This is a genomic window from Sphingobium anseongense (assembly GCF_037725245.1).
Lineage (GTDB): Bacteria > Pseudomonadota > Alphaproteobacteria > Sphingomonadales > Sphingomonadaceae > Sphingobium.
The window spans coordinates 74,551-90,973 of the sequence record NZ_JBBJUL010000008.1 but is presented as its reverse complement, the minus strand read 5'-3'; the positions used below and the strand labels follow the sequence as shown (position 1 = coordinate 90,973).

Genomic DNA, 16,423 nt, shown 5'->3' with positions numbered 1-16,423 from the left:
TCCAGCGGCGCGCACGCGTCAGCAAATTCTGTGGCGAAGCAAGTGTGGCGGGCAAAGTGACCTGTGAAGCGACCTTCAGTGCCATGATTGCGGATCCGGCGTGCGCGTCTCCGCACGCGCTCCCATAATCATGAATCATTGCCTTATGATTATAATGCAATAGATCTATCTGGCCTCGGATCTTAGGAACCTCATGACAACGCTGCGCTCCCGACCTTCATCAGCAAAAGAGGACAGCCCCGATAGCCAGCGGGCCACATCCACGGGAAAGTCACCCGTGGCTGGAATGTTAGACGGCCCGGTTCTCAGACCGTTGATCGCGCTGGCGCTGCCAACCATGACGGTGATTTTGGCGCAGATCGGGGTTGGCGTAGCGGAGGTGTTCTATATCGGCCGACTTGGCACCGACGCACTGGCGGGTGCCTCTCTCGTGTTCCCTTTTTATATGCTCATGACGACCATGTCGGCGGGCGGGCTCGGCAGCGGAGTTTCCTCAGCGGTCGCGCGCGCAATAGGTTCGGGCCGCCTGCATGACGTGCAGCGAATCTTTGCCCATGCCGTAGTTGCGGCGTTAGCGGTTGGCCTATGCTTCAGCACCATCATGCTTTTGGCCGGGCCGACGATCTATCGATCCCTGGGTGGAGAAGGCAAAGCGCTGGCAGCAGCGCTCAGCTACTCCAACATCATCTTTGCCGGCGTCGCTTTCCTGTGGGTCAGCAATCTTCTCGGAGCCGCGTTTCGCGGTAGCGGCAACGCCATGCTTCCCGCGCGTATATCGCTGATCGGAGCGGCTTTCATGATCCCCGCATCTCCCGCGCTTATTTTCGGCTTCGGGCCGATCCCGGCCATGGGTATCGCCGGCGCAGGGACGGCGGTGGTGATTTACCAGGCGGGCGCTACACTTGCTCTCCTGCGCGCATGGCTTCAGTCGCGGGCCGCTTCCGGCGGAGCCAAATTCCGGCCCGACAAAACCATTTTCTCCGACATCTTCGGTGTCGGCATACCCAGTTCGCTCAACGCCCTCCAGGCCAGCCTGATGTCGGTCGCCTTGACCGGACTTGCGGCCCGATTTGGTGTCGGCGCGCTGGCGGCTTATGGCATCGCATCGCGTCTCGATTCGATGATGGTGCCGGTCCTGTTCGGGCTGGCGTCTGCGGTTCTCACGATGGTGGGGATGAACGCGGGCGCGGGAAACATCGAGCGGGCAAACCGGATCGCATGGACCGGAGCGGCTGTCGGCATGGTGCTGACCGGGCTACCCGGTATCTTCTTCGCGATCTGGCCGCATATCTGGCTGGGCCTCTTTTCCTCGGATCTGCAGGTGCTCGCCGAGGGCAAGGCCTATTTGCATATCACCGGCCCATTCTATCCGGTCATGGCCATTGCGTTCATCCTCAGCTTCGCAGCCCAAGGCGCCGGGCATTCTTTCTGGCCGGCCATGGGGGTGACGGCGCGTCTCATCTGTGCCGCAGGTGTGGGCTGGATCGCCGTCGACCGGCTCGGGCAGGGGTTCGCTGCGCTAGGCGTCGCGACTGCCCTGGGCATTGTGGTCTATGCCGGCATCTGCATCGCAGCGGTGCAATCGGGTGCGGTTTGGCGCCAACCTGAAGGAAAATCCGGAAGAGCCCGATCCTAGCCAGGCTGGCGCACCGCCTCTTCGCCAAGCGCGAACAGCATGGCCATGGCAAAGGTGCTGTCGAGGATTTCCGCCGATGAGGTAGGATCGGATACGGCACGCGCGGACTGGATGCCGCCGGTCATCATGGCCAGCAGCGCGATTGCCGCCTGCCGCCGCTCGTCCGTCTCAAAGCGTTCGAGGCGCAGGGCCAGCATATCCACAAGGTCAGACGTGCCCTGGGTATAGACCGCTCGCACCACCTCGCTCTCCCGTGCAATCTCGCCCACGATACTGGCGTTGAGGCAACCTGCGGAAAAGTTGTCGCGGTGGCCCTCGCTCAGGAAGGAGCGCAGGAACGTCTCAACGCCATTGGGCCGCTCAAGAGTTGCACCAATCGCCTCGAGCCGTTCGCGGTTCAGTTCCGCGACAGTTGCCGCGACGAGATCGTCCTTCGACTTGAAATGCGTGTAGAATGTTCCGTGCGTGAGGCCCGCTTCCTTCATCAGAGGCGCCAGACCGACCGCGCCGATGCCGTCCTTGCGAAACCTGAACGAGGCTACCTCCACGATTTTCTTACGGATCGCTTCATTATGTTCCGGGCTATATCGTACCATCGGTCGCTGTCTTAGCCTCGCAAGTCCATCGGGTTGAAGTCCAGACTGCCTAGCGCAGCTTCGCGCCCCGGCCAAGCAACAGCCCTGTTCGCTAGATCGCGAAGCCGGTCGTACGTCCGATCGGCGAAGTAACCCTTTCAAGCTCAACAATTTTTATTCACTACTAATTCAGTAGACATCGTGAGCGCTTTGACATTATGGCCATACTGCCAAAGCGCTCACGATGAAGCGCAGGGTCTCACGACGCACGCGCCACCGGGGGAAATATGAGTTTTTCCAAAACAACCTCGTTTGATTGTTCACGCCTCCTTCTCTTGCTTTCCGCTGCGTGGCTGCCCTTGAGCGGCGGCATAGCTCACGCCGCCAATGCATCTAGTGACGCAAGCGCCGATACGCAGGACGACATCATTGTCACCGGCACGCGGCGGTCCGATCGCACGGCGGCCGAGTCTCTTTCCCCCATCGACGTGATTCCAGCCAAGGCGCTTGAAACGGTGCCCTCGTCGGATCTCAACGACAAGCTGACGCGGCTCATTCCGTCCTATCAGGTCCAGCGCAACACGGTCGCCGACGGGAACATTTTCTTTCGATCGGCTACGTTGCGTAACCTGTCACCCGACCACACGCTCGTTCTGGTCAACGGAAAGCGGCGGCATCGCTCTGCCTTCATCGACGTCTCGCAGCTTGGCGCGCAAGCGGTCGACATCGCGCAGATCCCGTCCGTCGCATTGAAGCAGGTCGAGGTTTTGCGGGATGGCGCTTCCGCGCAATATGGATCGGACGCCATCGCCGGCGTCGTCAATTTCATCCTCGACGACCGGCCCGGCGTGCGCGCTTATGCGCAGGCAGGCCAATATTATGCCGGCGACGGCGAAAATTATCAGTTCGGGATCAACGCCGGGCTGCCATTGGGCGATCGCGGCGCCATCAACTTCAGCCTTGAATTCACCGATAATGCCCGCACCGCCCGCAACGACCAGAACCTCGCCGCCCAGGCACTGGTCGACAACGGCGGCCTCTACGGGAGTGCTGCCTTTTACCAAGATGCCATACGGGATCCGGTACAGCGGATCGGCCAACCGAAACTGCGAAATTACCGCAGTTTCGTGAACGCCCACTTCGACCTCACAGATGATGTCAGCCTCTATTCCTTCGGTAGCTACAGCACCAGCAAAGGCGCCAACGATTTCATTTGGCGGAACCCGGAGACGACGGGCTTCTTCAACCCGCTTCCAATCTGGGGAGACTGGACGTTGCGCTCCGTCTATCCCGGCGGCTTCACCCCCAATTTCCAGGCAAGCAGCAAGGATATTGACCTTGTAGCAGGCCTGAAGGGCAAGCTTTCGGACAACTTCGCCTGGGATTTGAGTGGTCGATATGGCCGTAATCGGATCCGCTACAATATCGACAACACGATCAACGCCTCTTTGGGGCCTGACTCGCCTACGAGCTTCTTCGCCGGCAGCAAGTCGCAATCGGAATATGGCGCAAACCTGGATCTCACATGGCAGCCTGAAATAGGCCTGTCACAGCCACTGACCGTGGCGTTTGGTGGCGAGTATCGGCACGAGCGCTACCGTGCCGGAACTGGGGAGCCGGCATCCTATGCGCTCGGGCCTGGTGCCGCCTTTGGCTATCCCGGCGGGTCCAATGGTTTTTTCGGCACCGATCCGACACAAGCTGGCACGTTCGGTCGCCATAGCGTCGCCGCCTATGTCGATGTCGATGCTCAAATCACCAAGTCATGGGAAGTCGATGTCGCTGGCCGGTTCGATGACTATTCCGACGCGGGCTCCGCCTGGACCGGCAAGATCGCGACCCGATATGAACTTGTACGCGGGCTGGCGCTGCGCGGCGCGTTCAGCACAGGCTTCAGGGCGCCAACCCCGGGGCAGGCGAACCTCACCAACACCGGTCAACAGCCGTCGCCCGATGGCAGCGTGATCATCACGCGTGGAACGATCCCCTCTATCAATCCGGTCGCCATCCTGCGCGGTGGCAGGGCGCTCAAGCCAGAGCGATCGGTCAACATCAGCGGGGGTTTCACCTACGCGATCTCCCGGCGGGCAAACCTCAGCGTCGATTACTATAATATCCGGGTCAAGGACCGCCTCGGTATCTCCGCCAACTTCACGCTGACGCCGCAGGAGCGAGCCGATCTGGTCGCATCGGGCGTTACCCTGGCGCAGGGACTGGACACGTTCAATTTCTATGTGAACGGGTTCATTACCCGAACCCAAGGCGTCGACGCTGTCCTGTCCTACGAAATCCCCGTGAATGCCGAAACGACGATCGGCCTGACGGCGCTCTACAATTACAACAAGACCAGGATCACAGGCTCGAACCCGGGCGTGGTGTCTCCCCTGCGCCGGCAAGCACTGGAAGACCGGCTGCCGCATCACAAGGCGTCGTTCACGATCGACGCTACGCACGGCAGGATCCAGGCGACCTTGCGCGGAACCTGGGCAAGCGCATGGACGCAGCCCTTCTTCGACAATGTTGCGATCAACCAGCGCTTTGGCAGCGAGGCATTTCTGGACGCCAGCGTCAGCTATGCTGTCACGCCAGCGATCAAGGCAACGGTCGGCGTCGAGAACTTCCTGAACAACTACCCCGACCGCGAACTCCGGCTGGCATCGCTGGGTGCGCGATATCCGATCTACCGTCCTTATGAGGCCGATGGCGGCCGCTATTTTGTCCGGCTCGGCGTGGATTTCTGATGCCGGCCCCTCAGCTTTCAGGAGAAACATCGATGGCAACGAACGCCAACAGCGCCATGCGCGGCTATGCAGCGCATTCTCCCACCCTGATCGCCGATATCGGCGACATTCCGCGTCAGGCCGGGGAACGCGACGCCGCCTTTTGGGACCGTCTGCGCCCGCAATTCACGATCGGGGGTGGCACGGCCTATCTCGACAACGCATCCTATTCGCCGCCACCAGGCCTCGTGCTCGAAACGCAGGAACGCTGGCAGCATCAACTCTCCGCCAATCCGGCCAATCCCATGCGACTTGGCGAACTTGAGCCGGTTCGTGGCGACGTCGCCCAGGTGATCGGCGCATCGGAGAACGAAATCACCCTGACGCGCAGCGCCACCGACGGGTTCAGCCTGCTGCTCTACGGCTTCGACTGGCATCGCGGCGACGAGATTCTCTATGATCGCGGCGATCATCCCAGCATCGTCGGAATCATCGAGACCCTGAGCGCGCGCTATGGCGTGCGTGCCGTGGACGCAGGGATGGGGGGCGAGGTGCTGGCGGACGCCGAGATCGTTTCCCGCTATTCTGCTAGCCTCACGACAAGCACCCGCCTGATGATCCTTTCACACATCAACGCCTGGACAGGCAGGCGGCTTCCGATACGCGCGCTGGCGGAACTCGCCCATGCGAACGGCACGCTGGTTGCGCTCGACGCCAGCCAGTCCTTCGGGGCCTTGCAATTCTCGGTGCGCGATCTTGGCGTCGATTTCGCCGCAGCGCCGGGTCACAAATGGGCGGCTGCCGGCCATGGCGGCGGTTTTGCCTATTATCGTCGCGATATCCAGCGGCTCATCTGGCCGACCGTGGGCGGCGGTTACGACCCCAAGTCGACCTCGATCTTCGACCAGAGCGCCCGCAGGCTCGATCGCAATGCGGGGCAGAAGAACATCCCGTTCCTGTTGGGTTTCGCCGCTGCGGTCGGATGGCAGAACGCCGTCGGGCGTGGCTCGATTGAGACCCGCTTGCTGGAGCTTTCGGCCTACCTGAGAGAAGCCTTTGCCGGCCTCCCCGCCGTCCGCTTGCTCAATGGCGCCGACGATGCCGCCGCAAGTCCTCTGACGGTGTTCACGGTCGATGGCCACGGCGCGCGGGACGTGCAGGAGCAGTTGCTGCGGCGGGACAATGTCCGCATCGGCCTGGTCGGTGAAGGTGCCAACGCCCGGCTGCGCGCGTCGCCCCACATCCACAACAGCCTGAACGACATCGACCGCGCGGTCGCGGCGCTTGCCCGCCTCAGCGCCGCCTGAAAGCCAACCCCGTGACGACGAGACCTGTCCCATGACCAGTATCTCTCCCAGGATTGCCTCTTCCGAATGGCGGCAGCACTGGCGCCTCGCGCTCGGCGCGACCGTCGGGAACGGCACCGGCATTGCTCTCTACACCTATATCTCGAGCCTGTTCATTCCCAGCCTGCAAGCGGCTTTCGGGTGGACACGCGGCGAGATCGCAACGGCGCAGGGGATCGGCTGCGCGGGGGTGCTGGCCGCGCCCTTCATCGGGCGGGCGATCGACCGCTTCGGCGTGCGGGTCATGTCGACACTCGGCGCGCTGATGGTGGCAATGCTCTATCTTGGCTACGCCTCGCTCAGCGGAAGTCTCGTCGCGCTGGCCTTTCTGATGGCCGGCATGCTGATCGCCGCGCCGGCCAATTCCGGGCCCGTCTTCGCCAAGTCCTTGACCGGCTGGTTCGTCACCAATCGTGGCCTGGCCCTGGGCCTGACCGCCTGCGGCATTCCGCTGATGGCGATGATCGCCCCATTTGTCGTCCATTACATCATCGCCGAATTCGGTTGGCGGGCAGGCTATGTCGCTTTGTCGGCTCTGGTTGCGCTGGTCGGCCTGCCGATCGTTCTAGCCACCCTGCGTGAGCCACCACGGGGCGACCAGTTGGCGGACCGGCCCGGCGATGCGGGTCCCACTCTCAAGGAGGCGGCAAGGACTCGTGCTTTCTGGCTGTTGCTGGTCGCGGTCCTGTTCTGCACCGCGCCCGCCCAGGGTTTCCTCAGCCAACTGACGCCACTGGTCATGGACAACGGCTTCACCACCGCCGACGCAGCACTGTTCCTGTCGCTTTACTCGGGCGCGGTCGTCATCGGTCGGGTCGGAGCGGGGTTCCTGCTCGATCGCCTGCCGCCCTACCATGTCGCCTTCGCGGTGACGCTGGTGCCCGCCATCGGCCTTGCGATGCTGATCGCGCTCCCTGCGCCGAGCTTCGCGGTCGCAGCGCTCGCGATTGCGATCGTGGGCATCCAGAATGGCGGCGAGAGCGACATCCTGCCCTTCTTCATCGCCCGCGAATTCGGGCTCAAAAGCTATTCCGCGATCTCAGGCGTCATGTTCACTGCGATGTTCCTGGCCAGCGCCTTCGGCGTGACCCTGCTTGGCCAGGTTTATGACCGGACCGGCAGCTACAACGGCGCGCTGATCGCCTTCGTCGCCTTCTTCTTCATCGCGGCGAACAGCTATTTCGCGATCGGCACCAAGCGGACGCACCGTAGCCCCACGTTCGAACTCGCAGCCCGATAAGCCGCACCGCCCCAGAAAGGACAGCTATTATGACCCAGGCTTTGCTCGATCGCGTCATCCTGCGCGACACCCCGCCCGAAAAGGAGCTGCCGCCGATCATACGGCTCGAACAGGTCGGCGCCTATGCGATCCTCGACGGTGGCTTTGCGACCGATCGCAGCGCGTTCGCGCCCCCCAAAGGCGGCCCCGATGCTGCCTACTGGAACCGCATCCGCTCCCAGTTTGACATCGTCAACGGCGTCACCTTCTTCAACAACGGCACTTACTGCCCCCCGCCCCGGATCGTGCTGGAAGCGCAAAAGCGCTGGCAGCGCCATCTGGCCAGCTATCCTCAGGACAGTGCTGCGACCGGACTCCTCGAACAGGTCCGCGCCCGCACCGCCGCGCTTGTCAATGCGGATCCCGACGAGATCGCCCTGACGCGCAGCACGACCGAGGGCATCAACCTGCTCACCCAGGGCCTCGACTGGCAGGAGGGCGACGAGATCATCCTCGATCGCCACGATCATTTCACCGCCTTCCAATCGTTTCTCAACCTGACGCGCCGCCATGGGGTCAAGCTGGTCTTCGTCGATCTAAGCGCGGAACCCGGCTCCGACGCGGACATCATTGCCAAATATGAAGCCGCGATCACGTCCCGCACGCGCATTCTATTCCTCAACTGGGTCAATTATCGCGCCGGCTTCCGCATGCCGGTCAAGGCGCTGGCGGAACTTGGGCATCGTCATGACCTGATCGTATCGGTCGATGCCGCCCAGGCGTTCGGCGCGCTGCCGATCGATGTGGTGGACAGCGGCATCGACCATCTCGCGGCGCCCAGCCACAAATGGATATTGGGTGGACCCGGCGCCGGCTTCACCTTCTTCAGCAAGCGCATCATCGACCGGGTCTGGCCGATTGCCGGGCCGGCGCATGTGCCCGGCACGCCGTCTGGATGGCGCAAAACCGCGCGCAAGCTGGACAATCATGGGCCCAAGAACCTTGCTTCCGAGATGGGGTTTCTCGAAGCGATCAACTTCTACGAGACCATCGGCGAAGACGTGTTCCATGACCGGCTGGACTATCTGTCGCGGCTGATGCGCGACGGGCTGGACGAAATCCGTTGGGGCCGCGTGCTGACCCCCCGTTTGCCAGGTCGGGCAGCCGCGCTCACGGCCTTTCATGTAGGCGAAGACCGGTCCGCCGATGAGATCGCCGTCCTTTTGTGGGAGCGGTTCCAGATCAAGGTCAATTCCGCTGCATTCGCATCGCTGAACGCCCTGCGGATATCTCCGCACATCTACACCAGCGAGGCCCAGGTCCGTTACCTCGTTGATTCCCTCGCAACGCTTTGACGTCTCTATTTTTTCTAACCATCCCTCAGGAGACAATGTATGTCGGTCAAGCTCAATGACACTGTTCCCGACTTTCAGCAGGACTCAACCTAAGATTTGCTATCCTTTCACGAATGGGCGGGTGAAGACTGGGGCGTGCTGTTTTCGCACCCCAAAGACTACACCCCTGCATGCACTATTGAGAGTGGGAGCAGAACAGCGTTGGCAGCGGTCGACGCTGCCTAGCGCCAGGCGGGCGCCTGGGCATCGACCTGCATCGCCCTGGCGAAGGCCGGGCGAGCGCAGGCCCGTTCCAGATAGGCCCGCACGTTCGGCCCGAAGCCGTGGCCCAGGCCGACGACCGCATCGCCCAGATACAGGGCATAGGCAATCGCGATGTCGGCGATGGTGAACCGCCCCCCGCACAGCCACTCGCGATCGGCCAGCGCCGCTTCGACCCTGCGCAAGCGACCGAAGAACCACCGCTCATAATCCGCCGCCGCCTGCTCCGCGCGCCGTTCGGGCAGTTCGAGCTGACGGTATCGAAGGACGATCGTCTGCGGAAAGGTGAGGGTCGCGTCGCTGAAAAAGAGCCAGTTGAGAAACTGCGCGAAATCCGGCTCCGCGCTGGTCAATGCGAGCGGCGTCGGACCATGGCGTGACGTCAGATAGAGGCAGATGGCCGAGGATTCGCTCATCTGGACATGACCGTCGGTCAGGAAGGGCACGGTTCCGAGCGGGTTGATATCCAGATAGGATTTGGCCAGCGCCCTGGGCGGGAAGGGCAGCGGCACCGGCTGATAGGGAAGGCCCATTTCCTCCAGCGCCCAGAGCGGACGCAGCGAGCGCGCCTCGCGGCAGTGGTAGAGCGTCAGCATGACCGGCATTCCGTAGCGCCGGTCATCCGCGCCCTATCCATGCGATGGTCAGCCGCGCTGCCCGCAGGCTCATTGCCGTTCCCCCAGCGCGACGGCGACCATTTCGCGCAGCACATGCTTCTGGACCTTGCCGGACACGGTCATGGGGAAGGAATCGACGAAATATACGTATCGGGGCACCTTGAAATGGGCGATCCGGCCACGGCAGAAGTCGATGATCGCCTGTTCGGTGACGTCCGCTCCGGCGCGCAGGCGGATGCACGCGCACACCTCCTCGCCAAATTTCGGATCGGGCATCCCGACCACCTGCACATCTTCGACCGCGTCATGCCGGAACAGGAATTCCTCCAGTTCGCGCGGGTAGATATTTTCGCCGCCCCGGATGATCATGTCCTTCGACCGGCCGACGATACTGCCATATCCGGCCTCGTCGATCACGGCGAGGTCGCCGGTATGCATCCATCCGTCGCTGATCGCCTCGGCCGTTCGCCGGGGGTCGTTCCAATAGCCGAGCATGACCGCATATCCGCGCGTGCACAGTTCGCCGGGGATGCCGCGCGGCACCGTCTCGCCCGTCGCGGGATCGACGATCTTGACCTCAAGATGCGGTTGTACGCGGCCGATCGTGGATACCCGCCTTTCTATCGGGTCGCTCAGCGCGGTCTGGAAGCTGACCGGACTGGTCTCGGTCATTCCGTAGGCCACGCCGATGTCGCGCATGTGCATCCGCGTCATCACCTTGGTCATCAATTCGATCGGGCAGGGCGCGCCGGCCATGATGCCGGTGCGAAGCGACGACAGGTCGTAACGCCCGAAGTCGGGATGCTCCAGTTCGGCGATGAACATCGTCGGCACGCCGTGCAGCGCGGTGCAGCGTTCGGCTTCTATGGCCTCCAGCACGGCGCCCGGCTCGAAAACCGCCGAAGGATAGACCATCGTCGCGCCGTGCACGAGACAGGCAAGGTTGCTCATCACCATGCCGAAGCAATGATAGAGCGGCACCGGGATGCAGAGCCTGTCGCCCTGTCGCAGACCCATGGCGAGGCCGACGAAATGCGCATTGTTCACCACATTATGATGCGACAGCGTGGCCCCCTTGGGCAGGCCGGTCGTACCGCTGGTGAACTGGATGTTGATCGGGTCGTGAGGGTTCAGCCCCGCAGCCAGGGTGGCGAGGTCGGAACGGGGGCCTTCGCGGCCACGCGCCATGACATCGTCAAGGTCGATCCAGCCCGGCCGTGGCGGGCCGCCGATCTTGATCGCATGTCGCAGGGCGGGCAGCGCATCATCGGCGATGATGCCGCCGGATTTCGCCAGGCCGGGCACCAGTTCCTCCACCATGGCGAGATAATCGCTGGTCTTGAAGCTGGCCGAGCAGATGAGCGCGGCCGCCCCGACCTCGCGCAGCGTATATTCCAGTTCCGCGAGCCGGTAGGCGGGATTGACGTTGACCTGGATGATGCCGATGCTGGCGGTCGCGAACTGGGCGATCGTCCACTCGGCGCAATTGGTCGCCCAGACGCCGACCCGGTCGCCGGGCGCAAGGCCCAGCGCGGCCAGGCCAAGGGCAAGATCATCAGCCGCCTGCCGCAGTTCGGCCCAGGTCATACGCACATGCTGGTGTCGCGATATCAGGGCCGGCTGATCGGGCCAGCTGGCCGCCGCGCGCGCCAGCGCCTGCCCGATCGTCATGGCCAGCAGCGGCGGTTCGGTGGCGCCGACGACATGGCTCAATTCAGCAGGGGTCATGGTCAATCCTCTTTAGCCCGCGGCGCTCACCGCCGCATAGGTCATGCGTTCGAACAGCAGCAGCGCCTCCCGGAACGCGCCGCCACATCCGCCCGCGAATGTACAGTGACATCCAAGCGCGGCCTGGCTCCGCAGGTCGCTCAAATGTCACATTCGCCACACCGGAGCTAGAAGGCATATTCCAGACGCAGACCATAGGTGCGCGGCTTGGCGGCGTTATAGTAGACGCCATAGGGCTGAGCGGTCTGGCGGAACGCCTGATAGGCCTTGTCGAACACATTGTTGGCATAGAAGCCGACGCGCAGCTTCTCTCCCGGCGGGCTGACATAACCCGACAGGTTGGCCGTGAAAAGGGAACCGTCGCGATCCTCCTGGAGTTCGCCGCCGGCGCCCGGCTGGAAGTTGATCGAGGAGCGATATTGCGCAATGCCCGAAAGCGAAGCGGTCCAGTCGCCGATCGCGAAGCCATAGCTGGCGTTGAACGAACCCGTCCATTCCGGGGCGAAGGACGGCGCGGTGCCGGTTACGTCGATCAAGCAAGGATAGAGTGTCGCACCCGGCGCGGTCGGATTGGACGCGCCGGTCGGATCGAAGCAGGCCAGGGCGGCATTGCGAAACGGTTTGTAGCGCGCATGCTGCCACGCGCCGCTTAGGCCCAGGTTCAGCCCTTCGGTCGGCGTGATCTGCGCCTCCAGCTCAAGACCGTAATTTTCGACCGCGCCCGCATTGTCCGTAATCGTGCCACCCGAATTCAGATCAAGCGTCTGAACCTGCTGGTTCTTGTTCTTGAAATAGAAGGCGGCGGCGTTGAGGCGGACACGGTTGTCGAACATCGTCTGCTTGAGACCGACTTCGTGGCTGAAGATTTTCTCCGCCTGCACAGGTTCGACCGGGAATATGAACGGCCCCGGGAAGCCGCCCGCCTTGAAACCGCGCGTGAAGCTGTAATAGAGATTGGTCGGACCATTGTCCCAGGCCAGCACCAAGCGGGGCGTAAACGCCCGTTGGGCGTCGCGCAAATCGATCGAGAATGCGCCCGGAATGCCGAACAGGGCGGCAAAGCCGGCATTGGTGAAACCGTGCGCCGTGCGCTCTTCATAGGTATAGCGGCCACCGACCGTCACTTTCAACTGGTCGGTCAGGTCATAATAGCCTTCCAGAAAAGCGGCGTAGGATTGCGTCTTTGCGCTGTCGTCGAAGCCCGGCGCCGTATCGGGGTCCATGTTGCCACCGAAGGCAACTCCCAGGAAGCGTGGATTGAAGAAGCCCTTGTCATGCAGGTAGCTGAGGCCGAACAGATAGTTGAACCGGCCTTCCAGTTTCGATGTGACCAGCAGGTCCTGCGTGTAGGATGTGCCTCCCGACTTCGGAACCGAGAATTCGAACAGGGGAAAGGGCGTATAGTCAGAGTCGCTCGAACTGTTGACCGACTTCTGACGGCGAAATGTCGTCGTGCTGGACAGGGTGAAGCTGCCCATGTCGAAGGTCATGCTGAGGTTGGCACCGTAATATTCGGTTCGCACCGGCTGAATGGTCGTATTATTCTCCGTCTCGTAAAAGCCGACAGAGGGCCTCACGACGCCCGGCACGAGAACACAGGCATAGCAGGTCGAATCATTGCGTCCGAGCGTTGCGAGCGGGCCGAGGGAATATTGCGTGTTGTAATATTGGCCGCCCAGGACGATGTCGGCATTGCCGGGCGTCCAGCGCAGCTTGGCCCGGGCACTGTAGACGCGCCCGCCACCGACATCGTCGCCCCTGGTCAGATTGTGGACGAAACCGTCGTCATGCTTGTAGCTACCCGTGGCGCGAAGGGCGAGATCCTCACCCAGCGGCACGTTGATCATCGCATTGACCTGCTGATGATCCAGATTACCATATTCCGCGCGCACCCGCCCCTCGAACTTGCTGGTGGGATCGGCGCTGTTGATGATGATGACGCCGCCGGTCGCGTTGCGGCCATAGAGCGTGCCCTGCGGTCCGCGCAGCACCTGGATGCTGCCGATGTCGAAATTGTCGAGAATTTCGTTCACGGTCAGCGTGCGCGTCAGATAGGCCCCGTCTTCATAGACCGCGACCGGGGCTTCTATGCCCACCGACACGAAATCCGTGCCGATCCCGCGAATATGCGGAGAGAAGAAGCCGAGTGTCGTCGTGAAGCTGGCGCCAGGGGTGACCGCGGCGATGTCGACCGCGCTGTTCAGCCCTAGGCGCTGAACGACTTCGGCCGTCACGGCCGTCACCGCGATCGGCGTGTTTTGCAGGCTTTCCGATCTGCGCTGCGCCGTGACGATGATCTCACCGGTTTCGCTGCCGGGCGGCGGCGCGGCGGCGGCGGCGGCTTCTGCCGGCGTCTGGGCGTAGCTTGTCGATGCCAGCATCGCGCCCAGCGCAACGGCCATCGGTCCGATTTTCCTCATGCTTTCCTCCCCCGAATGTCGCCGGCGATCCGATGCGCCGGCCAGCTCTTATTTTTTCATGCCTGGAACCGGACACCGCCGGACCCGCGCGAGAATGCCCGACCGGCGATAGTGGGTCCAAGCCGGATTCATGCTTGATTTATAAGAAAATCATCATAATGTTATCGGGCAGATCTCAGGGCCTCCACGTGCGTATAGATCCCAAGCTTATCATCCATTTTGCCGTGATCGCCGAGGAAGGCTCGTTCACGCGGGCCGCGCGGCGGCTGCGGGTCGCACAGCCCTGGCTTTCCGCGCGCCTGCACAAGTTGGAGGAGATGCTGGGGTTCCGTCTCATCGAGCGCACGACAAGAAGCCTGTCCCTGACAGAAAAGGGAGCGGAGTTCCTTGCTGCGGCCCGCAATGTCGCCGAAGCGTCCGAAGCCGCGGACTGCCTGGCGCTTCAGCTGGGCCGCAGCAATAGGGGCGTCCTGCGGATCGGCGCTCCGCCCTATTCCAAGGCGATTCGCGAGCGTCGCGAGTTGATTGACGCTTTCGCCATCGCCCATCCCACCGTGAGTGTCGAAATCGAAACGGGCTGGTCGCTGGCGTTGCTCGGTCGCCTGGATCGGCGGGATATCGACTTGGCGTTCATCATGGGCGACCTCGACATCACCGGCTTTGAAAGCGTGATTTTAAGACGCTTTGGCGTTGCCCTCACGATGGCCCGAGATCATCCATGGAGTGCAGAGCCGACGCTGTCGCCCAAGGCCCTGGCGGGGCGCCCTGTCGAGGTGTTCGTCCGGAACCTCAATCCCATCCTGTGGGACACGCTCTACGCCCCGCTGATCGATGCCGGCGCGGCGTTCATCGAAGTGCCCGAAGTCGCAGAAGGCCCGCCCGATCGCATGCGATCGCCCGATGCCCTTGCTGCCTATCTCGATTTCGGCGGGTATGACGCAGGCCTTGCGGATGTCGTTCGCATTCCCCTTGCCGCCCCGGCGCTGGTGCCTTTTCAGCTTGTGCGTCCCGTCTCTCAATTGTCGAACGCCGGCGAGGATTTCTGGCAGTCCGCGCGCCTGATCGGCGGCAAAGAGCCGCCCCTGACGCGATGATCGTCGCGGCCGCGTCGTCGTTTGCGCCCGATGCACGTCCATTTGCCCAAGGGGCCGGGGGGAGTGCGCGCCCCGGCCCCGGCAACCTCCTATCGAACGATGAACCGTCCGCGCCAGACGGTTCTGCCATTATTTCCTGGGGACAAAGCGGATCGGGATGCTTTTGAACGGACTCATCAGCAGGTTGGCCACGCAGCGGGGTTCGCCGGCCAGTTCGACCGATTCGATCCTGCTGGTCAGTTCCTCGAAAAACAGGCGCATTTCCAGGCGCGCGAGATGTTGCCCCAGGCAGACATGCGGTCCGGCGCCGAAGGAAATATGCTTGTTCGGCTTGCGGTCGATACGGAAAACATCCGGATCGTCGAATATTGCTTCGTCGCGGTTGCCCGAACAGAAGGCCAGGTTGATCATGTCTCCGGCCCGAATCTGCCGGCCGTCGATTTCCATGTCCTTGGCCGCACAGCGAATGCCGAACTTGATCGGCGCGTACATGCGAATGGCTTCTTCGACGAACGCCTTGATCTTCTCTGGATCACCCCTGATCTCGTCAATCAGTCCCGGATTCTGGCACAGCGCAAGCATGCCGCCGGCTGTAACGCCCGCGGTGGTTTCATGGCCTGCCGTTGCCACCGAGAAGCAAAAGCCCCGCGCCTCAGGCTCCGGCATCGGTTCTCCGTCTATCAGCGCATTGGCGATCACACTGACGATGTCATTGCGGGGATCGGCCCGCCGGTCGGCCATCATCTTCGTGAAATAGACGCCGGATTCGGCGGCCACCTCGACCATCGACTGGCCAACGGCAACCTGGCCCGGAGTCTTGCCGGCCCGGATCAGATCCTCGTCCGCACCACCGCCGAATTCCTGGCTGAGCCGCAGCATCAGCGGTTCATCCTCGACCGGGACACCCATGAGTTGCATGATGACGCGCAAGGGATAAAGATGCGCCACATCCCTGGCGAAATCGCACATCCCGTCGAACGTCAGCATATGATCGACGAATTGCCCGGCGATCGTCCGGATCTGGTCAGCGATCCTGTCGAGATTGCGAGCGTGGAAGAAGTCGGCTGCGACTGCTCGATATGTGGTATGTTTCGGCTCGTCCATATAGAGCATGATTTCGACAGGGAAATTGTCGCCCTTGAGCATCTTGCGCATCTGCTCGCTTGCGGCGATCGACATAAATGCTGAATTGACGGACGTAAGGAAATCATCCCTGTTCATCGTGATCTTGCGAAGGTCCGCCTGGCGGGTGACGACCCAGAAAGGGTTGAAGCCGTCCGGACGAGCGAGACCCAATGGCTCGGTCCGTCTGAGTTCGGCCAGGACGTCATAGAGGCGACCATCCGCATGGGCGGCCTCGCAGGCGATGAGGTTGGCTTGTTCCTTGCAGATTTCCGGGCGAGCAGGGCAGTGCGCGGTTGCAATCGGTCGGTCCAAAGTTTCTGACATTTC

General features: G+C 62.4%; 12 protein-coding genes. 6 read left to right on the top strand and 6 right to left on the bottom strand.

Going from position 1 to position 16,423, the window contains the following annotated elements; genetic code table 11:
• Positions 1–193: 193 nt before the first annotated feature.
• Entirely contained in the window at positions 194–1,636 is a 1,443-nt protein-coding gene (locus WG908_RS12165) for an MATE family efflux transporter (RefSeq protein WP_340186859.1), read from the top strand.
• On the opposite strand, the gene WG908_RS12160 is transcribed toward WG908_RS12165, so the two are convergent.
• A complete protein-coding gene (locus tag WG908_RS12160) occupies positions 1,633–2,232 on the bottom strand; it encodes a TetR/AcrR family transcriptional regulator (protein WP_340186858.1) in 600 nt (199 codons plus the stop codon). The genes WG908_RS12165 and WG908_RS12160 overlap by 4 nt on opposite strands.
• Positions 2,233–2,570: 338 nt before the next feature.
• On the opposite strand from WG908_RS12160, the gene WG908_RS12155 reads away from it, so the two are divergent.
• Genes WG908_RS12155 through WG908_RS12140 form a run of 4 tightly spaced genes read left to right on the top strand, consistent with a single transcriptional unit; the run spans position 2,571 to position 8,851 of the window.
• Positions 2,571–4,952, top strand: a complete 2,382-nt coding sequence (locus WG908_RS12155) for a TonB-dependent receptor plug domain-containing protein (RefSeq protein ID WP_340186857.1) — start codon at positions 2,571–2,573, stop codon at positions 4,950–4,952.
• A 32-nt stretch (positions 4,953–4,984) separates the two neighbouring features.
• The gene (locus WG908_RS12150; protein ID WP_340186856.1) at positions 4,985–6,238 is read left to right on the top strand and encodes an aminotransferase class V-fold PLP-dependent enzyme; all 1,254 of its coding nucleotides are present in this window, start codon (positions 4,985–4,987) and stop codon (positions 6,236–6,238) included.
• A 31-nt stretch (positions 6,239–6,269) separates the two neighbouring features.
• Complete coding sequence (locus tag WG908_RS12145; RefSeq protein ID WP_340186855.1) at positions 6,270–7,517, top strand: MFS transporter; 1,248 nt, start codon at positions 6,270–6,272, stop codon at positions 7,515–7,517.
• Positions 7,518–7,546: 29 nt separating this feature from the next.
• On the top strand, positions 7,547–8,851 hold the full coding sequence (locus WG908_RS12140) for an aminotransferase class V-fold PLP-dependent enzyme (protein WP_340186854.1): 1,305 nt from the start codon (positions 7,547–7,549) through the stop codon (positions 8,849–8,851).
• A 221-nt stretch (positions 8,852–9,072) separates the two neighbouring features.
• Here WG908_RS12140 and WG908_RS12135 read toward each other — a convergent pair whose 3' ends face one another.
• The 4 genes from WG908_RS12135 to WG908_RS12120 all read right to left on the bottom strand — a co-directional run bounded on the left by WG908_RS12135 (position 9,073) and on the right by WG908_RS12120 (position 13,877).
• Positions 9,073–9,708, bottom strand: coding sequence for a glutathione S-transferase family protein (locus WG908_RS12135; protein ID WP_340186853.1), 636 nt, complete (start codon positions 9,706–9,708; stop codon positions 9,073–9,075).
• A gap of 69 nt (positions 9,709–9,777) precedes the next feature.
• Positions 9,778–11,457: an AMP-binding protein gene (locus WG908_RS12130; protein WP_340186852.1), complete on the bottom strand. Its 1,680-nt coding sequence runs from the start codon at positions 11,455–11,457 to the stop codon at positions 9,778–9,780.
• Positions 11,458–11,469: 12 nt separating this feature from the next.
• Positions 11,470–11,601 (bottom strand): hypothetical protein, encoded by a 132-nt coding sequence (locus WG908_RS12125; protein WP_340186851.1) that lies wholly within the window; start codon positions 11,599–11,601, stop codon positions 11,470–11,472.
• Between the two features lie 23 nt (positions 11,602–11,624).
• The gene (locus WG908_RS12120; protein ID WP_340186850.1) at positions 11,625–13,877 is read right to left on the bottom strand and encodes a TonB-dependent receptor; all 2,253 of its coding nucleotides are present in this window, start codon (positions 13,875–13,877) and stop codon (positions 11,625–11,627) included.
• A 188-nt stretch (positions 13,878–14,065) separates the two neighbouring features.
• Between WG908_RS12120 and WG908_RS12115 the strand changes: the two genes are divergently transcribed.
• On the top strand, positions 14,066–14,971 hold the full coding sequence (locus tag WG908_RS12115) for a LysR family transcriptional regulator (protein ID WP_340186849.1): 906 nt from the start codon (positions 14,066–14,068) through the stop codon (positions 14,969–14,971).
• A gap of 129 nt (positions 14,972–15,100) precedes the next feature.
• Here WG908_RS12115 and WG908_RS12110 read toward each other — a convergent pair whose 3' ends face one another.
• On the bottom strand, positions 15,101–16,420 hold the full coding sequence (locus tag WG908_RS12110) for a cytochrome P450 (RefSeq protein WP_340186848.1): 1,320 nt from the start codon (positions 16,418–16,420) through the stop codon (positions 15,101–15,103).
• Positions 16,421–16,423: the final 3 nt, after the last annotated feature.

Coding starts and splice junctions, on each gene's coding strand:
- WG908_RS12165 (WP_340186859.1), top strand. CDS start 194: ATGACAACGCTGCGCTCCCGACCTTCATCAGCAAAAGAGGACAGCCCC.
- WG908_RS12160 (WP_340186858.1), bottom strand. CDS start 2,232: ATGGTACGATATAGCCCGGAACATAATGAAGCGATCCGTAAGAAAATC.
- WG908_RS12150 (WP_340186856.1), top strand. CDS start 4,985: ATGGCAACGAACGCCAACAGCGCCATGCGCGGCTATGCAGCGCATTCT.
- WG908_RS12145 (WP_340186855.1), top strand. CDS start 6,270: ATGACCAGTATCTCTCCCAGGATTGCCTCTTCCGAATGGCGGCAGCAC.
- WG908_RS12140 (WP_340186854.1), top strand. CDS start 7,547: ATGACCCAGGCTTTGCTCGATCGCGTCATCCTGCGCGACACCCCGCCC.
- WG908_RS12135 (WP_340186853.1), bottom strand. CDS start 9,708: ATGCTGACGCTCTACCACTGCCGCGAGGCGCGCTCGCTGCGTCCGCTC.
- WG908_RS12130 (WP_340186852.1), bottom strand. CDS start 11,457: ATGACCCCTGCTGAATTGAGCCATGTCGTCGGCGCCACCGAACCGCCG.
- WG908_RS12120 (WP_340186850.1), bottom strand. CDS start 13,877: ATGAGGAAAATCGGACCGATGGCCGTTGCGCTGGGCGCGATGCTGGCA.
- WG908_RS12110 (WP_340186848.1), bottom strand. CDS start 16,420: ATGTCAGAAACTTTGGACCGACCGATTGCAACCGCGCACTGCCCTGCT.